At 34.3% G+C, this 18,144-nt stretch carries 19 protein-coding genes and 2 pseudogenes; 6 read left to right on the top strand and 15 right to left on the bottom strand.

The window, feature by feature from the left end; genetic code table 11:
- Positions 1–117: 117 nt before the first annotated feature.
- Positions 118–729 (top strand): SafA/ExsA family spore coat assembly protein, encoded by a 612-nt coding sequence (gene safA / locus ELD05_RS02670; RefSeq protein ID WP_127351253.1) that lies wholly within the window; start codon positions 118–120, stop codon positions 727–729.
- An 86-nt stretch (positions 730–815) separates the two neighbouring features.
- Here safA and ELD05_RS02665 read toward each other — a convergent pair whose 3' ends face one another.
- A complete protein-coding gene (locus ELD05_RS02665) occupies positions 816–1,634 on the bottom strand; it encodes a hypothetical protein (RefSeq protein WP_206516905.1) in 819 nt (272 codons plus the stop codon).
- Between the two features lie 38 nt (positions 1,635–1,672).
- Here ELD05_RS02665 and ELD05_RS02660 point away from each other — a divergent pair, with 38 nt between their 5' ends.
- Complete coding sequence (locus tag ELD05_RS02660) at positions 1,673–2,140, top strand: hypothetical protein (RefSeq protein WP_241243586.1); 468 nt, start codon at positions 1,673–1,675, stop codon at positions 2,138–2,140.
- 7 nt (positions 2,141–2,147) lie between these two features.
- On the opposite strand, the gene ELD05_RS02655 is transcribed toward ELD05_RS02660, so the two are convergent.
- A complete protein-coding gene (locus ELD05_RS02655; RefSeq protein WP_127350942.1) occupies positions 2,148–3,092 on the bottom strand; it encodes a transposase in 945 nt (314 codons plus the stop codon).
- 183 nt (positions 3,093–3,275) lie between these two features.
- Between ELD05_RS02655 and ELD05_RS02650 the strand changes: the two genes are divergently transcribed.
- Entirely contained in the window at positions 3,276–3,527 is a 252-nt protein-coding gene (locus ELD05_RS02650; RefSeq protein ID WP_241243585.1) for a hypothetical protein, read from the top strand.
- A 43-nt stretch (positions 3,528–3,570) separates the two neighbouring features.
- On the opposite strand, the gene ELD05_RS02645 is transcribed toward ELD05_RS02650, so the two are convergent.
- The 13 genes and pseudogenes from ELD05_RS02645 to ELD05_RS02590 form a co-directional block, all read right to left on the bottom strand.
- Entirely contained in the window at positions 3,571–4,851 is a 1,281-nt protein-coding gene (locus tag ELD05_RS02645) for a DUF4830 domain-containing protein (RefSeq protein WP_127351251.1), read from the bottom strand.
- Positions 4,852–5,030: 179 nt separating this feature from the next.
- A pseudogene (locus tag ELD05_RS15120) lies at positions 5,031–5,210 on the bottom strand (ISNCY family transposase); the annotation flags it as partial.
- A 439-nt stretch (positions 5,211–5,649) separates the two neighbouring features.
- Positions 5,650–7,230 (bottom strand): citramalate synthase, encoded by a 1,581-nt coding sequence (gene cimA, locus ELD05_RS02635; protein ID WP_127351250.1) that lies wholly within the window; start codon positions 7,228–7,230, stop codon positions 5,650–5,652.
- Positions 7,231–7,323: 93 nt separating this feature from the next.
- Entirely contained in the window at positions 7,324–7,488 is a 165-nt protein-coding gene (locus ELD05_RS13965; RefSeq protein ID WP_013404015.1) for a hypothetical protein, read from the bottom strand.
- 78 nt (positions 7,489–7,566) lie between these two features.
- Complete coding sequence (locus ELD05_RS02630; RefSeq protein WP_127351249.1) at positions 7,567–9,090, bottom strand: 2-isopropylmalate synthase; 1,524 nt, start codon at positions 9,088–9,090, stop codon at positions 7,567–7,569.
- Between the two features lie 16 nt (positions 9,091–9,106).
- Entirely contained in the window at positions 9,107–10,108 is a 1,002-nt protein-coding gene (gene ilvC / locus ELD05_RS02625) for a ketol-acid reductoisomerase (RefSeq protein ID WP_127351248.1), read from the bottom strand.
- Positions 10,109–10,110: 2 nt separating this feature from the next.
- A complete protein-coding gene (ilvN, locus tag ELD05_RS02620; protein WP_013404018.1) occupies positions 10,111–10,623 on the bottom strand; it encodes an acetolactate synthase small subunit in 513 nt (170 codons plus the stop codon).
- 50 nt (positions 10,624–10,673) lie between these two features.
- A complete protein-coding gene (gene ilvB, locus ELD05_RS02615; protein WP_127351247.1) occupies positions 10,674–12,281 on the bottom strand; it encodes a biosynthetic-type acetolactate synthase large subunit in 1,608 nt (535 codons plus the stop codon).
- Between the two features lie 173 nt (positions 12,282–12,454).
- On the bottom strand, positions 12,455–13,249 hold the full coding sequence (locus ELD05_RS02610) for an SDR family NAD(P)-dependent oxidoreductase (protein ID WP_127351246.1): 795 nt from the start codon (positions 13,247–13,249) through the stop codon (positions 12,455–12,457).
- Between the two features lie 113 nt (positions 13,250–13,362).
- Positions 13,363–13,639: pseudogene (locus tag ELD05_RS02605) on the bottom strand (Txe/YoeB family addiction module toxin).
- Positions 13,624–13,881, bottom strand: a complete 258-nt coding sequence (locus tag ELD05_RS02600) for a type II toxin-antitoxin system Phd/YefM family antitoxin (protein ID WP_127351245.1) — start codon at positions 13,879–13,881, stop codon at positions 13,624–13,626. The pseudogene ELD05_RS02605 and the gene ELD05_RS02600 overlap by 16 nt, the downstream one beginning before the upstream one ends.
- 41 nt (positions 13,882–13,922) lie before the next feature.
- Complete coding sequence (locus tag ELD05_RS02595; RefSeq protein WP_127351244.1) at positions 13,923–14,711, bottom strand: MBL fold metallo-hydrolase; 789 nt, start codon at positions 14,709–14,711, stop codon at positions 13,923–13,925.
- A gap of 57 nt (positions 14,712–14,768) precedes the next feature.
- Positions 14,769–15,584, bottom strand: a complete 816-nt coding sequence (locus ELD05_RS02590) for an amidohydrolase family protein (protein ID WP_127351243.1) — start codon at positions 15,582–15,584, stop codon at positions 14,769–14,771.
- Positions 15,585–16,031: 447 nt separating this feature from the next.
- Between ELD05_RS02590 and ELD05_RS02585 the strand changes: the two genes are divergently transcribed.
- Genes ELD05_RS02585 through ELD05_RS14285 form a run of 3 tightly spaced genes read left to right on the top strand, consistent with a single transcriptional unit; the run spans position 16,032 to position 17,833 of the window.
- The gene (locus ELD05_RS02585; RefSeq protein ID WP_127351242.1) at positions 16,032–16,952 is read left to right on the top strand and encodes a M23 family metallopeptidase; all 921 of its coding nucleotides are present in this window, start codon (positions 16,032–16,034) and stop codon (positions 16,950–16,952) included.
- On the top strand, positions 16,949–17,599 hold the full coding sequence (locus tag ELD05_RS02580; RefSeq protein ID WP_127351241.1) for a hypothetical protein: 651 nt from the start codon (positions 16,949–16,951) through the stop codon (positions 17,597–17,599). The genes ELD05_RS02585 and ELD05_RS02580 overlap by 4 nt, the downstream gene beginning before the upstream one ends.
- A gap of 48 nt (positions 17,600–17,647) precedes the next feature.
- Positions 17,648–17,833 (top strand): hypothetical protein, encoded by a 186-nt coding sequence (locus tag ELD05_RS14285; protein ID WP_241243583.1) that lies wholly within the window; start codon positions 17,648–17,650, stop codon positions 17,831–17,833.
- The last annotated feature ends 311 nt before the right edge of the window (positions 17,834–18,144 follow it).

The raw sequence follows: 18,144 nt of genomic DNA, 5'->3' as shown, positions 1-18,144 counted from the left end.
AGTGTTGCATTTAATATTGCAATTTAGAAAATTGAATTACGTACCTTGGAATTAGCAAATCTTTGCTTATATTTTTACAAACAATTTAAGAAACTAATAAATGGGGAGGTGAAATTTATGAGAAAAGCATTAGCAGTTTTAAGCATTATAGTTCTTTTATCATTTTCAACAGCATTTGCACAAACAAAAACTTATACAGTTCAAGCAGGGGATACTATCTGGAGTATTGCTGTTAAAAACCAAATTGGAATAAGCGAACTTTTGAAAGCAAATCCTCAAATTAAAAATCCTAACCTCATATACCCTGGGCAAAAGATAAATATTCCAAATAGCAACAATTTAAATGTCTTAGAAAATGAAGTAATTAAACTGACAAATCAAGAGAGGGCAAAGGTAGGACTTCCAGCTTTGAAGACAAACTGGCAGTTATCTCGCGTAGCAAGGTTCAAATCTCAAGACATGGCAAACAAAAACTATTTTTCGCACTACTCTCCTACTTACGGTTCACCTTTTAAAATGATGGAAAGTTTTGGACTAAAGTTCATGGCTGCTGGTGAAAATATTGCATATGGGCAAAGGAGTGCTCAGGAAGTTGTAAGAGCATGGATGTCTTCTCCCGGTCACAGAGCAAATATATTAAGTCCTTCTTTTACTGAGATTGGAGTTGGGATTGCAAAAAAGAGTAATGGAGTTTTGTATTGGACACAGATGTTTATGAGACCATATTAATAGTTGATAGTCTACGAACATAAAAATACCGAAAACTAATAACTGGGGACCGAAAAAGAGCATTTTTAAAAATGGTCCCCTGTTTTTTATTTTACATTTATTTCTACCCGTTCTACCTTGCTATTCGATATGTTAATCGTATGCGCTCCCACAATATTACTTTTTGCAATTGCATTATACACAGTTTTGTACACAAGCTTGCCATTTGCGTCAAAACCATTTACTTGAATTTTTATGTTTTTGTCATTTCCAAAATTTGTAATAATAATATACAATTTTCTTCGCTCTCTGTCAAATAACTTTTCTTGAATCTTAACACCATCCTGCTCAGGCAAAACTGATACATTAACTTTTTTAACATATGCAGGAATATTATTGACAACACAAGTGTCAATTGTTCTTTTTCGGACTCTAAAATTTCTTGAACCAAGCCAAATTTTTTGACCTTTTTGGTCATAGCCTTCAATCTTTACCCACAGGTTATCATCTCTTTCAGAATTATTTATGCCAACTATATACAAATTACCTTGCTTGTTCAAACACCAGTCAACAACAAATGATGGTATAGATTTGTTTTGTACAATTTCAACCTGAAGATTTTTCAAATAAGTAGGTACACCTGAAATAACTTTTGTGTCAATAGTCTGCGGTTTTAACCTGACATTTCTTGAGCTTAAGAATATCTTGTTATTTTTGTCGTCGTACCCTCTTATTACTAAAAACTGCATATCCTTTTTTGTATTATTCATAGCTACAATGTATAAATTCCCCGTTTTATCTAAGCACCAGTCCACAACGTATGAAGAATCAGTTTTATTTTCAATAGTTTTGATCCTTTCACGTGTAAAACACTCAACCTGGTCAACTAAACTGTGCAAAACTGCACAGTTTAGTTGAGCAGGCACTACATGAAAAAAGCAAAGCAATTAAAATAAGCTCTATTTTGATTATTATCCTCATAATAGCTTTTGGTACCACGTTTATACCAACATTACAACTAAAAACAAAAAATATGAAGGTAAAAATAGGAAAGTGGGTTGATGTATATTACGAAAAAGAAGAAATAGCTGCTTTAGATTGTTTTAATTTAGCAGAACAGAGAGCAGAATATCTTATGGGCAAATTAGGTATTAAAGAAAAATCTAAAATAAAAATATTTATTTATGACAAACAATCCACGTTCCAAACTAAAAAATACGGATTAATAACTCTTCTTTTTAACCTTGATTGGTATATCGGCGACAACATAGGTTCAACAGTTATATTAACCTCACCTGCAAATCCAGGAAAATTACACAACTATGAAAGTGTTAAACAATCACTTTTGCATGAAATGGTTCATGCCTATGAGTATTTAATTAATCCAAATAGGTTGTTGAATAAAAAATATTACCAACAATACATAAAATAAACAAAAGTTATTGATTCCATTCATAAGCGAAAGAAAACTTCTTACCTTCTAACTTTCTAAGAAGTTGCTCAAATAGAAAAGTAATTAGTATCCAATCAATATACCTTTTATAATTTCTAAATCCCTTGAGCCTCACATTCTCAAGATTATATTCACCTTTTAATTTGCTAAATAGTCTTTCAATCTTTGTTCTCTGCTTGTATAGCTTTTTACCCTCTTCAGTTTCTAAAAATCTTATGTTCTTGCTTCTAAAACTATTGCTAACATTGTTTTTATTTTTCATGTTTCTTTTGTTTATCCCAGCAACAAATTTAACTTTAAGCTCATTTGCTATATTAAACCATCTGCTACAATCGTATCCCGCATCTGCTAATACAATCTCACAGCCAAAGCCCCATGCCCTATACAAAAGCTCTTCTTGTCTTGAGTCATGTTCATTTGCCCCTGTTAAAATCCAGAAAAGTGGTATTACTTCTTCTTTACCTGTACACAAAAGATGTAATTTGTATCCCCTGAAAAATCCTATTGTAATATGTATACCTATTTTTGCTTCTGAATCATTTTTGGCACTTCTCAGCGGCGTAGAGTCTACTATCGCTATACTCATATCAGGTTCTATCTTAGCTATTAATATGTCTTTTATATCTTGCATGTATTCTTTTTCTATTTTTCTTGACAACTTTGCAAAATATGAATAGTCCGGACTTTCTTCTATACCTACTACTTGCTTAAACTCTGTGTCTTGATTTATTCGATATTCTAATTCTCTGAAACTCTTTATCCCCTTTTTAACTTTATAAACCAAACAAGCTATTATCTGAAACAGATTAAATTTCCTCGGTCGTCCCCTTCTATTTTGCTTTATCTTCCTCGATAAAACTTCAGTAACCTTTTTTATTACAAAAAGCAGCTTTAAAAATTTCTTATTTTGTGCTTTAATATTCTTAGTCATCTTTTTCCCCCTTGTGTTTTGTTGTGGTTTTCTCTTAAATTAAAATTATAACACAAGGGGGCTTTTTTCTTTTGTTACTATGTTTACTCTATATGGTTATTTCTTTTATTCAACAACCTCAATCCAAAAATTAAAAAATGGCTAAATGAAGGTGTCGCCTTATATTTAACCAACGGCGGACAATTGAAAAAAGGAAAATTAAAAAACATAAGAATTCCTTCATTTGAAGATATCCAAACAGAAAACCCAATCAAATTTGCAAATATAGGCGGATATATTCCTGCAGATACTTACATTGAATACATAGATAAAAAATATGGCTGGTATTATGTATTGCAGCTATTAAAGACTAATAATTACATAGAACTGCTTGGAAAGTCAGAAAAAGAAATATATGAGGAATGGGTGAATTACATTAAAAGTGTGTATAAATAACAAATATCTTGTCTTGCTTATTAGCGATATATTTCTTATTCTTTTATTCACAAAATGACAAAAATACTTTCCAGCCTGAGTTTTTATTTTCTTTATATACATGAACAAAAGCATTACCCTTCCCATCAGGTTGCACAGCAAATTCATAAAAATCTACGTCAACAAATACTATATATCTAAGAGTTTTAAATGAACCATATGTCCACTCTTGGGGTTCAGAAATACTTAAAAGTTTAATCTTTTTGATATTATGGTTAGGATATAAGTAATCATTTTCATGGTTGTAAATCTTATCATCGCTTAAATTTGTAAGCAAATTATAAAACAAATCATAAGTTGGTTCATATGCCCATAATTTTTTACTGTCATGACTATCCAAAGCTTTTATGTAATCTTTTATAACATCTACAGGAGACATTGTAGAAGTTTTCTTCTCCCACTCATTATTATAGTCAACATACTGGTAAATTATTTCCCTCCACTTTTTTCTTGTAATTTTATAAAATGTACTTCTTTTAAGTGAACATAAATCTACCTCAGCGTCAATATAAGCACCAATTATTTTTTTGTTATATCTCAAAACAATTCCTTTTGATGGAAGCCGATATACAATACCTTTAGGTTCACCCTCAATAATGGTAATTTCTCTTAACTTATAAATTTCATAGTTTATATTTTTCCCAAGATATTGCTTTAGGCTAAAGCCACAATCAGAAAGAAAATAATTGACATAAGCCCAAAAAAGCTTTGAAGGATACTCACCAGCTCTGTGAATTAAATTTTTTGGCAAAGTTTCTGTTCCTTTTGCTATCAAGTAATCAACCGTCCAGCTGTACTTCCTGAAAAGATTAATTACATCTGATGAAATTTCTGTTTGAGGATTTTCATGTTCCAAAATAGATAAAATATATACCACCAGTTGATCATTTAAAAAATAACTTTTTCCATTTATAAGAATTACACCATCATAAGCAGGAAACCCATTATTAAAGTAAAGTATACCCTCTTTTTTACTATCCTTCCAGTAAAATATTATTTTATTTGGCCCTTCCCGAAACTGACTCAATTTGTTGTTTCCAAGCTTGTATGACTGACATTTAGAAAGCATATCTATTAAATCAGTAATTATTTTCTTATTCTTGATTTCTTTAGAACGTTTTACATTTGGATCATTTGCTCCAAATATAATTTTGATTTTATCTGGTAGCAAATTAGTTTTTATGTTTAGAAAAACATATTTATTTACTCTAGCTTCTGCTGAAAATGTGCAAAACTCTAATGTTAAAAAACAAATTAAGAGAATTAAATTAATTAATTTTCTCATTTTCTACCTCAATATTTAAATCAGTTTTTTTTGATTATTATATCATAATACACATTTTATTTCAAAATTTATTTAATATCTACACACAATAATATTACTGTAATTGTTCGTCGTAATTTCAAATAGTTATTTAGGTTGTTGAATAGAAAATATTACCAACAATACATAAAAAACAAGAGTTATAGATTCCATTCATAAGCGAAAGAAAACTTCTTACCTTCTAACTTTCTAAGAAGTTGCTCAAATAGAAAAGTATCCAATCAATATACCTTTTTATAATTTCTAAATCCCTTGAGTCTCACATTCTCAAGATTCTATTCTCCTTTTGATTTACCAAATAGTCTTTCAATCTTTATTCTATGCACGATAAAACTTCAGTAACCTTTTTTATTACAAAAAGCAGCTTTGAAAATTTCTTATTTTGTGCCTTAATATTCCTGAGTACATCTTTTTTACCCATTGTGTTTGTTGTGGTTTTCTCTTAAATTAAAATTATAACACAAGGGAGCTTTTTTCTTTTGTTACTATGTTTACTCTATATGGTTATTTCTTTTATTCAACAACCTCATACTAATAATAAAAAATGTGGAGATTTGAACCAACTTGGAATGGAAAAAATATAGCACTTGTTAATCACAAAGTAACACCAAGAGCACTTTCTATAAAATTCGTTTTTAAAAAGCAAGTAAAGGACTCTTTAAAAACTCAATTTTCCACATTGCTTTCTTACTATATAGAACTCAGAAACAAAACACTAAAGTTAAAGAGGCTGCCAAATTTTTGACAGCCCCGCTTTATTTATTTCCCCACTTTTTCTTTGCAGAGTTTATACTCAAGCGAATCCACAAGTGCAATCCAGCTTGCATTGACAATGTCTGTTGAAACACCTACAGTTGTCCATGTGTCTTTTCCGTCTGTTGACTCAATCAAAACTCGAACCTTTGCAGCAGTTGCTGTCTCGGCGTTGAGCACTCTTACTTTGTAGTCAACAAGATGAACCTCTTTGAGCTCTGGGTAGAACTTTTCTAATGCCTTTCTCAAAGCACTATCCAAAGCATGGACAGGCCCATCACCTTCTGCAGCAGTGATTGCCGTGACACCATCTACCGCAATCTTTACAATTGCAGATGAGCTGTACTCTACTGCCGGTTCATTAATGAGAACTTTAAATTCTTTTAGAGTAAAGAACGGCTGATAAAGCCCCAGCTTTTTCCTAATTAACATCTCAAATGAAGCCTCTGCCGACTCAAACTGATACCCCTCATTCTCTAAACGCTTTAGCTCATCAATAATCTCTTTTGTGACAGGTGAGTCTTTTGTAACTGTCGGGTCAATCTCGCGAATCTTGTCAAGAATTGTAGATCTTCCTGCAACCTCAGACAGTACTATTCTTCTTGTGTTACCAACAATCTCAGGGTTAATATGCTCAAACGAAGCTGGATTTTTCTTGACAGCATCAATGTGCATTCCTGCCTTGTGAGTAAATGCATAAGCTCCAACATATGGTGCGCGCTCGTTTGGAATCATGTTTGCTATCTCTGCAACATACCTTGAAAGAGATGTCAGGTGTTTTATGTTCTCATCTGGTACACATTTAAAACCAAGCTTTAGCTGAAGATTTGGAATGAGCGTGATAAGGTCTGCGTTCCCACACCTCTCACCATATCCGTTTATAGTTCCCTGTACCTGACGAGCTCCTGCCAAAACAGCCATGATTGAGTTTGCAACAGCCATACCTGTGTCGTTGTGACAGTGAATTCCAATCAATGTCCCAGGAAACATCTCAACAACTTCTTTTGTGATGTTGTAAATATCCATTGGGAAGGTGCCACCGTTTGTATCGCACAGGTCCAAAGAATCTGCTCCTGCTTCCTTTGCAACCTTTAAAGTCTCCAAAGCGTATTTTCTGTTATTCTTGTACCCATCAAAAAAGTGCTCTGCGTCAAATACAACATACTTGCCTAAGGACTTTAAATATTTTATTGTATCATAAATCATCTGAAGATTTTCGTCCTCTGTTGTTTTCAAGACCTCTTTGACATGAAAATCCCACGACTTGCCAAAGATTGCAACAGCTTCGGTATCAGCTGCAATGAGTGACTGGATGTTAGGGTCATCTTTCACGTCAATTCCCACTCGTCTTGTCGAACCAAAGGCAATAAGCGTTGCATTTTTCAATTTCATCTTTTTAACCCTTGCGAAAAACTCCTGGTCCTTGATGTTAGAGCCGGGATTGCCTGCCTCGATAAATTTCACACCAAATTTGTCAAGCCTCTCTACAATCTTGAGCTTATCTTCCAAAGTATATGAAATTCCCCCAGCCTGAGCACCGTCTCTTAAGGTTGAGTCATAGATGATGATGGTCTTATTATCTTCCACTTCATTTTCCCTCCTTTTTAATATCAAAAAAGCCCAGCCTGTGATTTTTTAGGCTGGGCTTTTAAAATTCAATCTCAAATTTGATTGCAAATTCTAAAGATGCCCTAAGGGTCTTTTCAAAAACCCTCTTTGCTCATACACAGGCCAAAATGGGTGCAATGCGGCATATGAAATTTTATAAATCCACTTAATTATTCTCTTTCTAATTATTGAAATAATGCTAACTATTGTGATTGCGCCGCATATTCGTATTATCATTTTTTGCACCCCTTTGACCCTTAATTTTTATTTGTTAATTATTTTAAACCCAATTTAAAAAATTGTAAAGAGTCAATTTTACTCCTCTGAAATTTTATACAGCATCTTATTTATAGCATTTACATACGCTTTTGCGCTTGCTTCTAAAATATCTGTAGATAAGCCTCTTCCCAAAAACGCTTTGCCATCCTTCTTAATTCTGACTGTTACCTCGCCAAGAGCATCCTTGCCCTGGGTGACAGCCTTTATACTGTAATCATCAAGTTCAACCTGAAGCCCTGTTATTCTGTCAATTGCCTTGAAGATTGCATCAACAGGACCATCGCCTGTCGCCGCTTCTTCAAACTCCTCATCACCCGATTTTATTTTAACAGACGCTGTTGAGATTAAGTCATTTCCGCTTATTATCTGGAACCTCACAAGCTCATATGTCTCTGGAATATTGAGTGACTTTTGTTCTAAAAGTGCCTCAATGTCTTTGTCAAGTACAACCTTCTTTTTGTCTGCCAAAACTTTAAATTTTTCAAATGCAGCGTCAATTTCTTCTCTTGTGAGGTCTGTGTATCCAAGCTCTTTGAGCCTTTCTTCAAACGCATGACGACCTGAATGCTTGCCCAAAACCATCCTGTTTTTAGGAAGACCAATTGATACAGGGTCAATAATCTCATATGTTGTTCGTTCTGACAATACTCCATGCTGATGTATACCAGACTCGTGCGCAAAAGCATTTGCACCCACAATTGCCTTGTTTGGCTGAACAAATACACCTGTAAGAGAAGACACAAGTTTGCTTGTTCGGTAGATCTGGGTTGTGTCAATCAAAACATCAACATCATAAAAATCTTTTCTTGTCTTGAGAGCCATTACAATCTCTTCTAAAGCAGCATTCCCAGCTCTTTCTCCAAGTCCATTTATTGTACATTCAACCTGATGAACCCCTTCTTCAACAGCAGCCAATGAGTTTGCAACAGCAAGGCCAAGGTCGTTGTGGCAATGAACTGAAATTTGGACCTTGTCAATGTCAGGAATGTTTTCTTTTATTGCTCGAATAATCCTTTTCATCTCTTCAGGTGTTGTGTAGCCTACCGTGTCTGGTATGTTTATAACTGTTGCACCAGCCTTTATAACAGCGTCAAATACCTTTATCAAAAACTCAATCCTTGAACGTGTTGCATCCTCACATGAAAACTCTACATCAGACACATATTTTTTTGCATACTTTACCATGGCAACTGCTCGCTCAAGTACCTCATCCTCTGTCATTTTTAACTTGTATTTCATGTGGATATCACTTGTTGCTATAAAAGTATGAATTCTCGGAGCTGTAGCATTTTTAAGCGCTTCATATGCTCTGTCTATATCCTTTTCAACTGCTCTTGCCAAAGATACTATTACTGCATCCTTTATATTCTCAGATATTACTTTTATTGCCTCAAAATCACCAGGAGAGGCTATTGCAAAACCTGCCTCTATAACATCAACTTTGAGTTTTTCAAGCTGTTTTGCAATCTCAAGTTTTTCATTGACATTGAGCGAAACACCAGGTGTTTGCTCACCGTCTCTGAGCGTGGTATCAAATATCTTTATAACTCTTTTTCCCATTAAAAACCCCTCACCCTTATTCTTTTATCGGTTTTATCCAAGGCATCATTTTTCTGAGCTCTTTCCCTACCTGCTCAATAAGTAAATTCTGCTCTCTTCTTCTTATGCTATTGAATTCTGGCCTTCCTGCCATGTTCTCTAATATCCATTTCTTTGCAAATGTACCATTTTGAATCTCTTCTAATACTTTCTTCATCTCTTTTCTTGTCTCTTCTGTTATAATTCTCTTACCTGTCATGTAGTCGCCATACTCAGCTGTGTCTGAAATTGAGTATCTCATTAAAGAAAGTCCGCCCTGCCAAATCAAATCAACTATGAGCTTCATCTCATGCAGGCATTCAAAATATGCAATCTCTGGCTGGTATCCTGCTTCAACCAGTGTATCAAACCCGGCTTTGATAAGCTCTGTAAGACCTCCACACAAAACTGCTTGCTCACCAAAAAGGTCTGTTTCTGTCTCTTCCTTAAATGTAGTAAGGATTATTCCAGCCCTTGATGCTCCAATACCTTTGGCATATGCCAAAGCAATATCCAATGCTTTTCCTGTATAGTCCTGATGTACAGCAACTAAAGCTGGTACACCTTTGCCTTCTTCATACTGGCTTCTGACTGTGTGCCCTGGCCCTTTTGGAGCTATCATTATAACATCAACGTATGGTGGTGGAACTATCTGACCAAAGTGAATGTTAAACCCGTGCGCAAATGCTATTGCCTTTCCTTCTTTTAAGTTAGGTTCTATACTCTCTTTAAATAGCTTTGGCTGTTTTTCATCATTTACAAGAATCATAATAACATCTGCAACTTTTGTTGCCTCATCAGCTGTCATAACTTTAAGACCATGACTTTCTGCCTTTGCCCAAGACTTGCTGCCATGATAAAGTCCAACCACAACGTTTATACCAGAATCTCTCAAGTTCAGTGCATGTGCGTGGCCTTGGCTGCCAAAACCAATTACTGCAACCGTCTTGTCTTTAAGCAAATCTAAATTGCAATCATTATCATAGAATATCTTTGCCATCTTTACTCATCCTCCTCAGACTTAGATTTTGATATGACTTTATTTCCACGCTCTATCGCAATAAGTCCTGTACGGACTACCTCGCGAATACCATATTGTTTTAAAAGTTCTATCAGCGCTTCAATCTTGTCCTCATCGCCTGAAATCTCAATTGTAAGCGTTTCTTTCGAAACATCAACAATGTTTGCTCTGAAAATCTCTGTTATTTGAATAATGTCTGAACGCGTCTGAGAATTAGCATTAACCTTTATAAGCGCAAGCTCTCTTTCAACAGCCTCTTTCGGGTTTAGTTTTTTGATTTTTATAACATCAATAAGTTTATTCAGCTGTTTTGTCACCTGCTCGACAATATAGTCGTCTCCATTTACAACAATTGTCATGCGGGATATTGTTGGGTCTTCTGTCACGCCAACAGCAAGGCTGTCTATATTAAAACCTCTTCTTGAAAAAAGCCCTGCAACTCTAGACAGTACACCCGGGTGGTTCTCAACCAAAACAGAAAGTGTGTACTTCACCTTCTTACATCCCCCTATCACCAAAAATTTTGGTAAACTCAATTAAACCCTTAAGGTATAGTTGGCTCATCAGGGCTTGTCACAACTTCAAGCAAAAATGGACCCTTGTGGCTTTTCATAATCTCAATAGCCTCTTTTAACTTTTCCTTGCTCTCAAGCCTCATACTCTCAATGCCATATGCTTTTGCTAATATCATAAAGTCAGGGTTACCATCCAAGCATGTTGCAATAAATCTGCCTGTACATCTTTTCTTCTGAAGCTCATATACCATTCCAAGCCTTGTGTTGTTGAAAAGGACAACTTTAATCGGCACCTGTTCTCTTTTAATGGTAGCAAGTTCCTGCAAAAGCATCTGAAAACTTCCATCGCCAGTTATTGCAATGACCTCCTTATCGGGTCTTCCAAACTTTGCGCCAATTGCAGCAGGGACGCCATATCCCATTGTACCAAGTCCACCCGAAGTTATAAAGGTTCCTGGTTCTTTGATATATAGATTATGAGCCGCCCAAATCTGGTGCTGACCAACATCTGTTGTGATTATATAATCTCCATTGTATGCCCTTGAAATTTCTCTTAGCACATCATAAGGATGAAGCTTGTCATCATCTGGAAGAACTTTCTTTTGCGCTTTAATCTCATGAGCCCAAAAATCTTTTCTTTCTGAAATTCTTTTATTAATCTCTGAAAGCACCTGTTTTGCATCGCCAACAATTGGCACATTTGTATCAACATTTTTTCCTATCTCAGCAGGGTCAATGTCTATATGAATAATCTTCATATTGTCAGTAATTTTTGTATCACCCAAGGCCCTGTCTGCAAGCCGCGCACCTATCACAATTAAAAGGTCTGCTTGTCTGAGCGCTAAATTTGCCTCTTTCTGACCATGTGAACCTATCATGCCAAGATAATAAGGATGGTCTGTTGGAATAGAACCAATTCCCATTAGGGTTGAAATCACAGGGATTTTCTGTTTTTCTATCAAAATTTGCAGCTCTTGTGATGCACCTGATGCAATAACTCCACCACCGCTGCATACAACAGGTCTTTTTGAGCTTTCTATTGCCTCTACTGCCCTTTTTATCTGCAGAGGATGCCCTTTTTCTTTTGGCTTGTAGCCAGGAATATCAATTTCTTTCGGAATTTCAAATTCAATCTCCTGCATCTGAACATCTATAGGAACATCTATCAAAACAGGCCCACGTCTTCCTGTTGAGGCTATATAGAATGCTTCTTTTAAAATCCTTACAATTTTTTTAGGGTCTTTTACAAGATAGTTATGCTTGGTAAACGGAGCTGTTGCCCCTGTTATATCCACTTCTTGAAACACATCTTTTCCAATTAAACTTGAATTTACCTGACCTGTGATAGCCACAATAGGAACTGAATCCATATATGCAGTTGCAATGCCAGTTATAAGATTTGTAGCACCAGGCCCAGAGGTTGCAACGCACACACCTACCTTGCCAGTTGTGCGCGCATATCCACTTGCCTCATGAACTGCTGCCTGTTCTGTGCGTACTAAGACATGCTTTATATCAGAGCTATAGAGCGCATCATAAAATGGATAGATTGCCGCACCTGGAATGCCAAATATAATCTCTACACCTTCGCTTTTTAAAACCTCTACCATTGCCCGTGCTACCGTCATCTTCGCCATCAACCAAATCCCACCCTTTATATATGAAAAGTCCGACCATGCTACTTTAATTTGTCGGACAATTGCTTTTTTGCTAATAGCTTTTTGTTATTTTCAAATTAAATTTTGAAATATTTTAGCACGTATTTTTATTCGTGTCAAGGAATTTAGGTGCAAAGACTATTACAATCTTTTTAACTTTTTTTAAATGCTTTTTCAACTATAAAATCTGAAAGGTGTGGAAAAAGGCGGGTAAAAAGCACAAATATATAGTCTTTTTTAGATGTGTATATCTCTTTTCTGTTCATCTCTATCCCTCTGATAATTCTTCTTGCAGCAACATCCGGCGAAAGCCTTGAAAGCCGAATTTCATCTTCTGGATATGGCTTTCCTAAAGCTTTTTTTCTAAAGCTTGTTGAAATAGAACCTGGATATGCATTTAAAACATTTATGTTATATTTTTTAAGCTCCATTCTTGCAACATCAGCTATAGCTGAAAGTGCTGCCTTTGATGCTGTATATCCACCTGTAAATGGCACAGGTCTTTTCACACCAAGCGAACAAATATTCACAATTGTGCCTCCTCCTTGTTCTTTGAAAAAGGAGATTCCATACTTCATCATGTAAAAAGCACCAAAAAAGTTAGTATCAAATACCTTTTTAAGATCAAGATCATCTATTTCTTCCACTTCACATCTCAAGCCAACTCCTGCGTTGTTAATTAAGAAATCTGCCGTTTTTAGCTCATCTTTTATGGTTTTAAAAACATCTTCACAATCTTTTTTGAAGCTCACATCAGCCTTTATTAAAAAGAGATTTTTCGAAAACATTATGAGCTCATTCTGAAGCCCTTTTAAAGACTCTTCTGACCTTGAAATGGCAACAACCTTTGCACCTTTTTCAAGTAAAATCTTTGTCATTTCCTTCCCAAGACCAGATGTTGCCCCTGTAATAATGATGGTCTTATCCCTCCAGAAATCTTTTCTCATGCGGCACTACCACCTTTTTAGAATAATGAAACCATGAAGACTTTGTTGAGTTAGTATTTAGTATAACATATAAAATTTATTTTTTGGAGAAAATCAAAAAAGGTGGGCATTTTTCAGCACCCACCCAACTCATAATGCATCCACATTCTATAAATCTTGACAATTTTCTCTTCTTCTAAAACCTGGTAGATTATTCTGTGTTGTATGTTTATTCTTATTGACAGTTTTCCCTCAAGGTCTCCCTTTAACTTTTCATATGGAGGAGGATTTTGATAGGGATTTTGCTTCAGCATTTTTAAAATTTCCTTTGCTTTTTTTGTCATGCTCACAAGCCTCCAACTTTTTTGCATCTTTCAACGCCTGTTTTGAAAACTTTAGCTTATATCCCATCCTAAGTCTTCCTCGTATTGCCATTCATTTAATGGGACTTTATCTGCCTCTAAAATGCTTTCTCTTAAATTCGGTATTGACAGTAGATATAAAGTTTCTTGAATAGCATTCCAATCTTCCTCAGAGATGAGAACTACATTCCCTTTTTTGGAAGTTATCTGTATAGGTTCACTACTTATTCTTACCTGTTCCAGAATTTTATATATGTTTTGCCTTACTTTTGTCACAGGTATTGTCTTCAACCCAAATCACCTCTTTTAAAATTTATTGTAACGTACGTCAATTATATTTCAAACACATCTCCCACACCACAAACCTTTAGCTTATTTGCTATATTGTTACCAAAATAAATTAATGTCTCTATCCCAGAGCAGTGAAGAGGTACAAGCTTATAGATTCTCTTTTCCTTGAAAAACTGACAAAGCCTTTGCAAATTATCCTTTTGAAAATCCTTTGAATGAAAACCACCGATAACTGCAAAGATGCTCTGAGAAAAGCATTTTTCCACTTTTTCTACAATATTCTCAATTCCATTGTGACTGCAGCCAACAATAAGCACAAGTTTGCCATCTTCCTTTACCACCAAGGACTGCTCTTCTAAAAACAAATCGCTTTGAAACCGACCATCTTTGAGAATATAAAACTCATCAGATTCCTTACCTGAGGTAACATTCACCACAAAAATACCATCAAACATCTCATAGACATCTTCATTAACAACCTTAAACCTTGCCATGTCAAGCGCTTCAAAATTTTCACCTATAAATTTATACTCCCCTTCTCTTTTGGCAAACTTTTTCTCAAAAAATCCATAGTGCACCCAAATATTACAATCTGTTCTTTCAATAAGAAATTTAAGACCACCTATGTGGTCATAATGGGCATGGCTCAGAACAATTGCATCAAAATCAAAGCCCACACCCATCTTCTCAATGTTTTTCACAATGGCATTTGTCTGCCCACAGTCAAACAAAATCTTTTTGTCATCTTTTATAACCAAAATTGAAAGACCATGCTCTGCTAAATACCCACCTTTGAACGTCCAGTTATTGACAATTATTTTAGCTCTCAATTTTAAAAAGCCTCTCTTTCTAATATTTGCTGTTAAGTGACCTTTGAGCAAAACATCTCACTTTGCCCTATGGACAATTTTAAGTCCAAGTAGCTGCTGTGCATTCTTCCAAAAAATCTTTTCTTTCTCTTCTTCAGAAAGTCTTAAGCTATTAACATACTCAACTTCTCTTTTCTGGTCTTTCCATGGAGAGTCTGTTGCAAACAAAATTATATCTATCCCATGATTTCTGAAAATTTTTTCTGGATTTTGTATATCAACCTCACCAAAGAAAAAGGATGTATCAAGATACACATCTTCACCTATTAAGCACTCAAGCGTCTTATCAAAAAATTTATACCCACCCATGTGCGCTGCAACAATCTTTGCACCCGAAAAATCTTTTAGGACCTTATGAAGCTTTTTTGGTGTACAATGGTAAGGTGGCATAAAAGCCGGATCAACTCCGCTGTGAAAAAGTATAACCATATCGTTTTGGAAAATTGCATCATAGATTGGATACATCTTTTTGTCATCCACAAAAAAATCCTGATAATCAGGGTGAAATTTTATTCCAGCAAACCCGTTTTCTTTTAACCACCTTATCTCTTCTTTCCACTTATCAAACTCAGGATGAACTGTGCCAAAACAAATTATGTCCTTGTTTTCTTCCATTACCGACAAGGCCCATCTGTTAATTGTCCTTGTTTGCTGAGGTTTTGTTGCAATGGGCAGAACCACACACATGTCAATTCCAGATTTTTTAGCAGACTCTTTCAAACCTGACAAAGTACCGTTGTGATAATATGGCATACCAGAATTTTGTGAAAGCTTTGACATTGCTCTTGGTGCAAGTTCATCTGGAAAACAGTGGGTGTGAAAGTCTATAATCATACTCTCCTACTCTCCTTTTTTCTTTTCTAAATTTTTCATTTGATTATTGTAAGCACTTTTCATTTTCAGGTGGCTGGAGCAAAAAATTTTTTAAAACTTATCTCTAGTTTTAATATTTTACCATAGTTTCCTTATTAGTTATTAACAAAATTTCTTTATTGTCTTCATCTAAAACTTTATTTAAAATGCTAATTGTTTTTTGCTAATATTAAAGTATATAATTAACTTGAGAGGTAACAACAGTTTGCACAGTATTAAAACTTTAATATGATATTTTAATGTCATTATTATTATTTCATTTAATTGTTTTTTGTATATAGAATTCTTCGCTTCTTATCACTTTTTGTTTAAAATCACTATTGTTTTTACCTGTATTTTTCGATATACTTTTGTATCATAATTCCATAATAAACAAAAAACAAATGAAAAATAGGGGGTTATGAGGAAATGAAAAGTATTGTATTAACTTCTAACAATTTTAATTTGAATCTTAAAAATAACTCTTATCTTCAAAACCTGTCAGCGCAAAAAACTACCAAAGAGCAAATTTCAAAAAATTATTTTTCTAATTCAAAACAGAATACAGTTCAAAATAATTCCAAAATTTCGCCTGCCTATGTCTATGAAAAAGGTTCTTCTGCTAATGAGTTCTATGGTAAAATAGTCTATAGCAAACCAAGTTCAATTTACTCTTTGCCGCCTTCAAAAAGTGGCAGTTCTATTCAAAATCCAAATAATAGCAGTAAAATTCTAAATTCAAGTAGTTCAGTTGAAAAAACTAAAACCAGTGAAACAAGAAGAACTGATCCAAGCAAAGAATTCTGGGAACAACGGATTGACAAGTGGATATTTCCTTTAGAATCCAAAAACTTAATTGTAGCCAATCCCGCAACAGATGGAAGGCAATTTGGTGCTCCACGAGATGGTGGTACAAGAACTCATGCAGGAGTTGATCTTTTAACTTATGATAAGAAAACCAACAAGGGTGTAAAGGATGCAAAAGTGCTTGCAATGACTAATGGAACAGTGACTGCTGTTTATGATTTCTATGCGGGTACACAGGCAATAGAAATAAAAAACAGTGATGGTTCTGTTATCAGATATGGTGAAGTTAAATCAAAAGTTAAAGTTGGGGATAAGGTAAGGCAAGGACAAGTCATAGCCACTGTTATACCTAATACAGAAACTGGAAATGCAATGCTTCACTTAGAAGTTTATAAGGGTGATAGCAGTGGACCTCTTACTCAAGAGAATAATAAAACATATAAATATGTACCTCAAGCAAATTATAAACGTAGAAGTGATTTAATAAATCCGATGGATGTGATTAGACTTAAAACAAAAAGTGAAAAGGAAGATAAAAAATGAGAAAGAAGTTATTAATTGTTTTAGCGATTATTATAGGAATCCTTGTTATTGCTGCAGGAGTATTTGCAATTTTTAAAGATGAACTCTTTGTTTTCAAAAATAATAAGCCTATTTTTACAAGAAATGAACCAATTTTAATGGGATTAAAATTTGGAAGTACAAAGAGAGAATTGATAAAAAAAGTGGGTAAACCTAAGAAAATAAAGAAACAATGGTGGGGTGCTTATGGTGATTATGTAGAATTTTGTTACTATGATTGGGGTACTATTTGGTTAGCACCCGGTAATGAAAGTGATTTGAGTAACTATATAATATATGCAGAAATTAACAAGAAAGGAATAAAAGGACCTAGAGGAATTGAAGTTGGAGACAGTTATAAAAAAGTGTTGAATAAATTTAGGTATAGCCCGATAAAGATTGGCGATAACAAATTTTTATACTGTGTCATTTCAAAAACAGAAGATAATGGTTTAAAAAAAATTCAGCCTACCACGTTTGACGATATAGAGCAATTCGGTGGCACTGTGTATAATAAGAAAGAAGAAGTTGAAAGCATTTACTATCAAGATAGTGTTTATTATGGAATAGAATTTAAAATATCAAAAGGCAGAGTAAAACAAATTGTGGTATATTATCATGATAATTAGAGGTGAAATTTTTGAAAGCTGAAAGAAATTATTGTCCTAATCTTAATTATGTTTTTAATTTTGCAAAGCATCTTTGTTCTAAGCAATGATAAAATCGAAAAAGGAGTTAAAGAACATATAAAAGAGGAAGAAAATATTAAGAATGGTAAAATAACATTAAACGAATTTATCAAAGCAGTTATCAACGCAGATCCTATGTTTATGTTTGTATCAATACGGAGCTATGTTAGGTGAAAATGGATATATAATATCTGGTTTACAGGAGTACAAAAGAAGGACAAAAAGTACTACTTGATGATTTATACTATTAATGGGTCTGTAAATAATTCTGTGTATTTAAATTAGGCCAACCTTCTTGGTAAGAGAGCATTCAGGATAAACTTGTCTACCTTCTATTTTTTAGTATTACCATTTTAAAAATTTTTATGCATAAATTTTTAAAATCCTGGACAAAATTTAATACTGGGTTATAATACTCTGTTTTTTTTATTTATTGTTTTAAACTGCTTCCATGGAAGCAGTTTAAAATACGAACTGGTGATTGT

The organism is Caldicellulosiruptor changbaiensis (genome assembly GCF_003999255.1).
Classification (GTDB): domain Bacteria; phylum Bacillota; class Thermoanaerobacteria; order Caldicellulosiruptorales; family Caldicellulosiruptoraceae; genus Caldicellulosiruptor; species Caldicellulosiruptor changbaiensis.
Note: the sequence above shows the minus strand (reverse complement) of the source record. Positions and strands in the feature narration are given on the sequence as shown.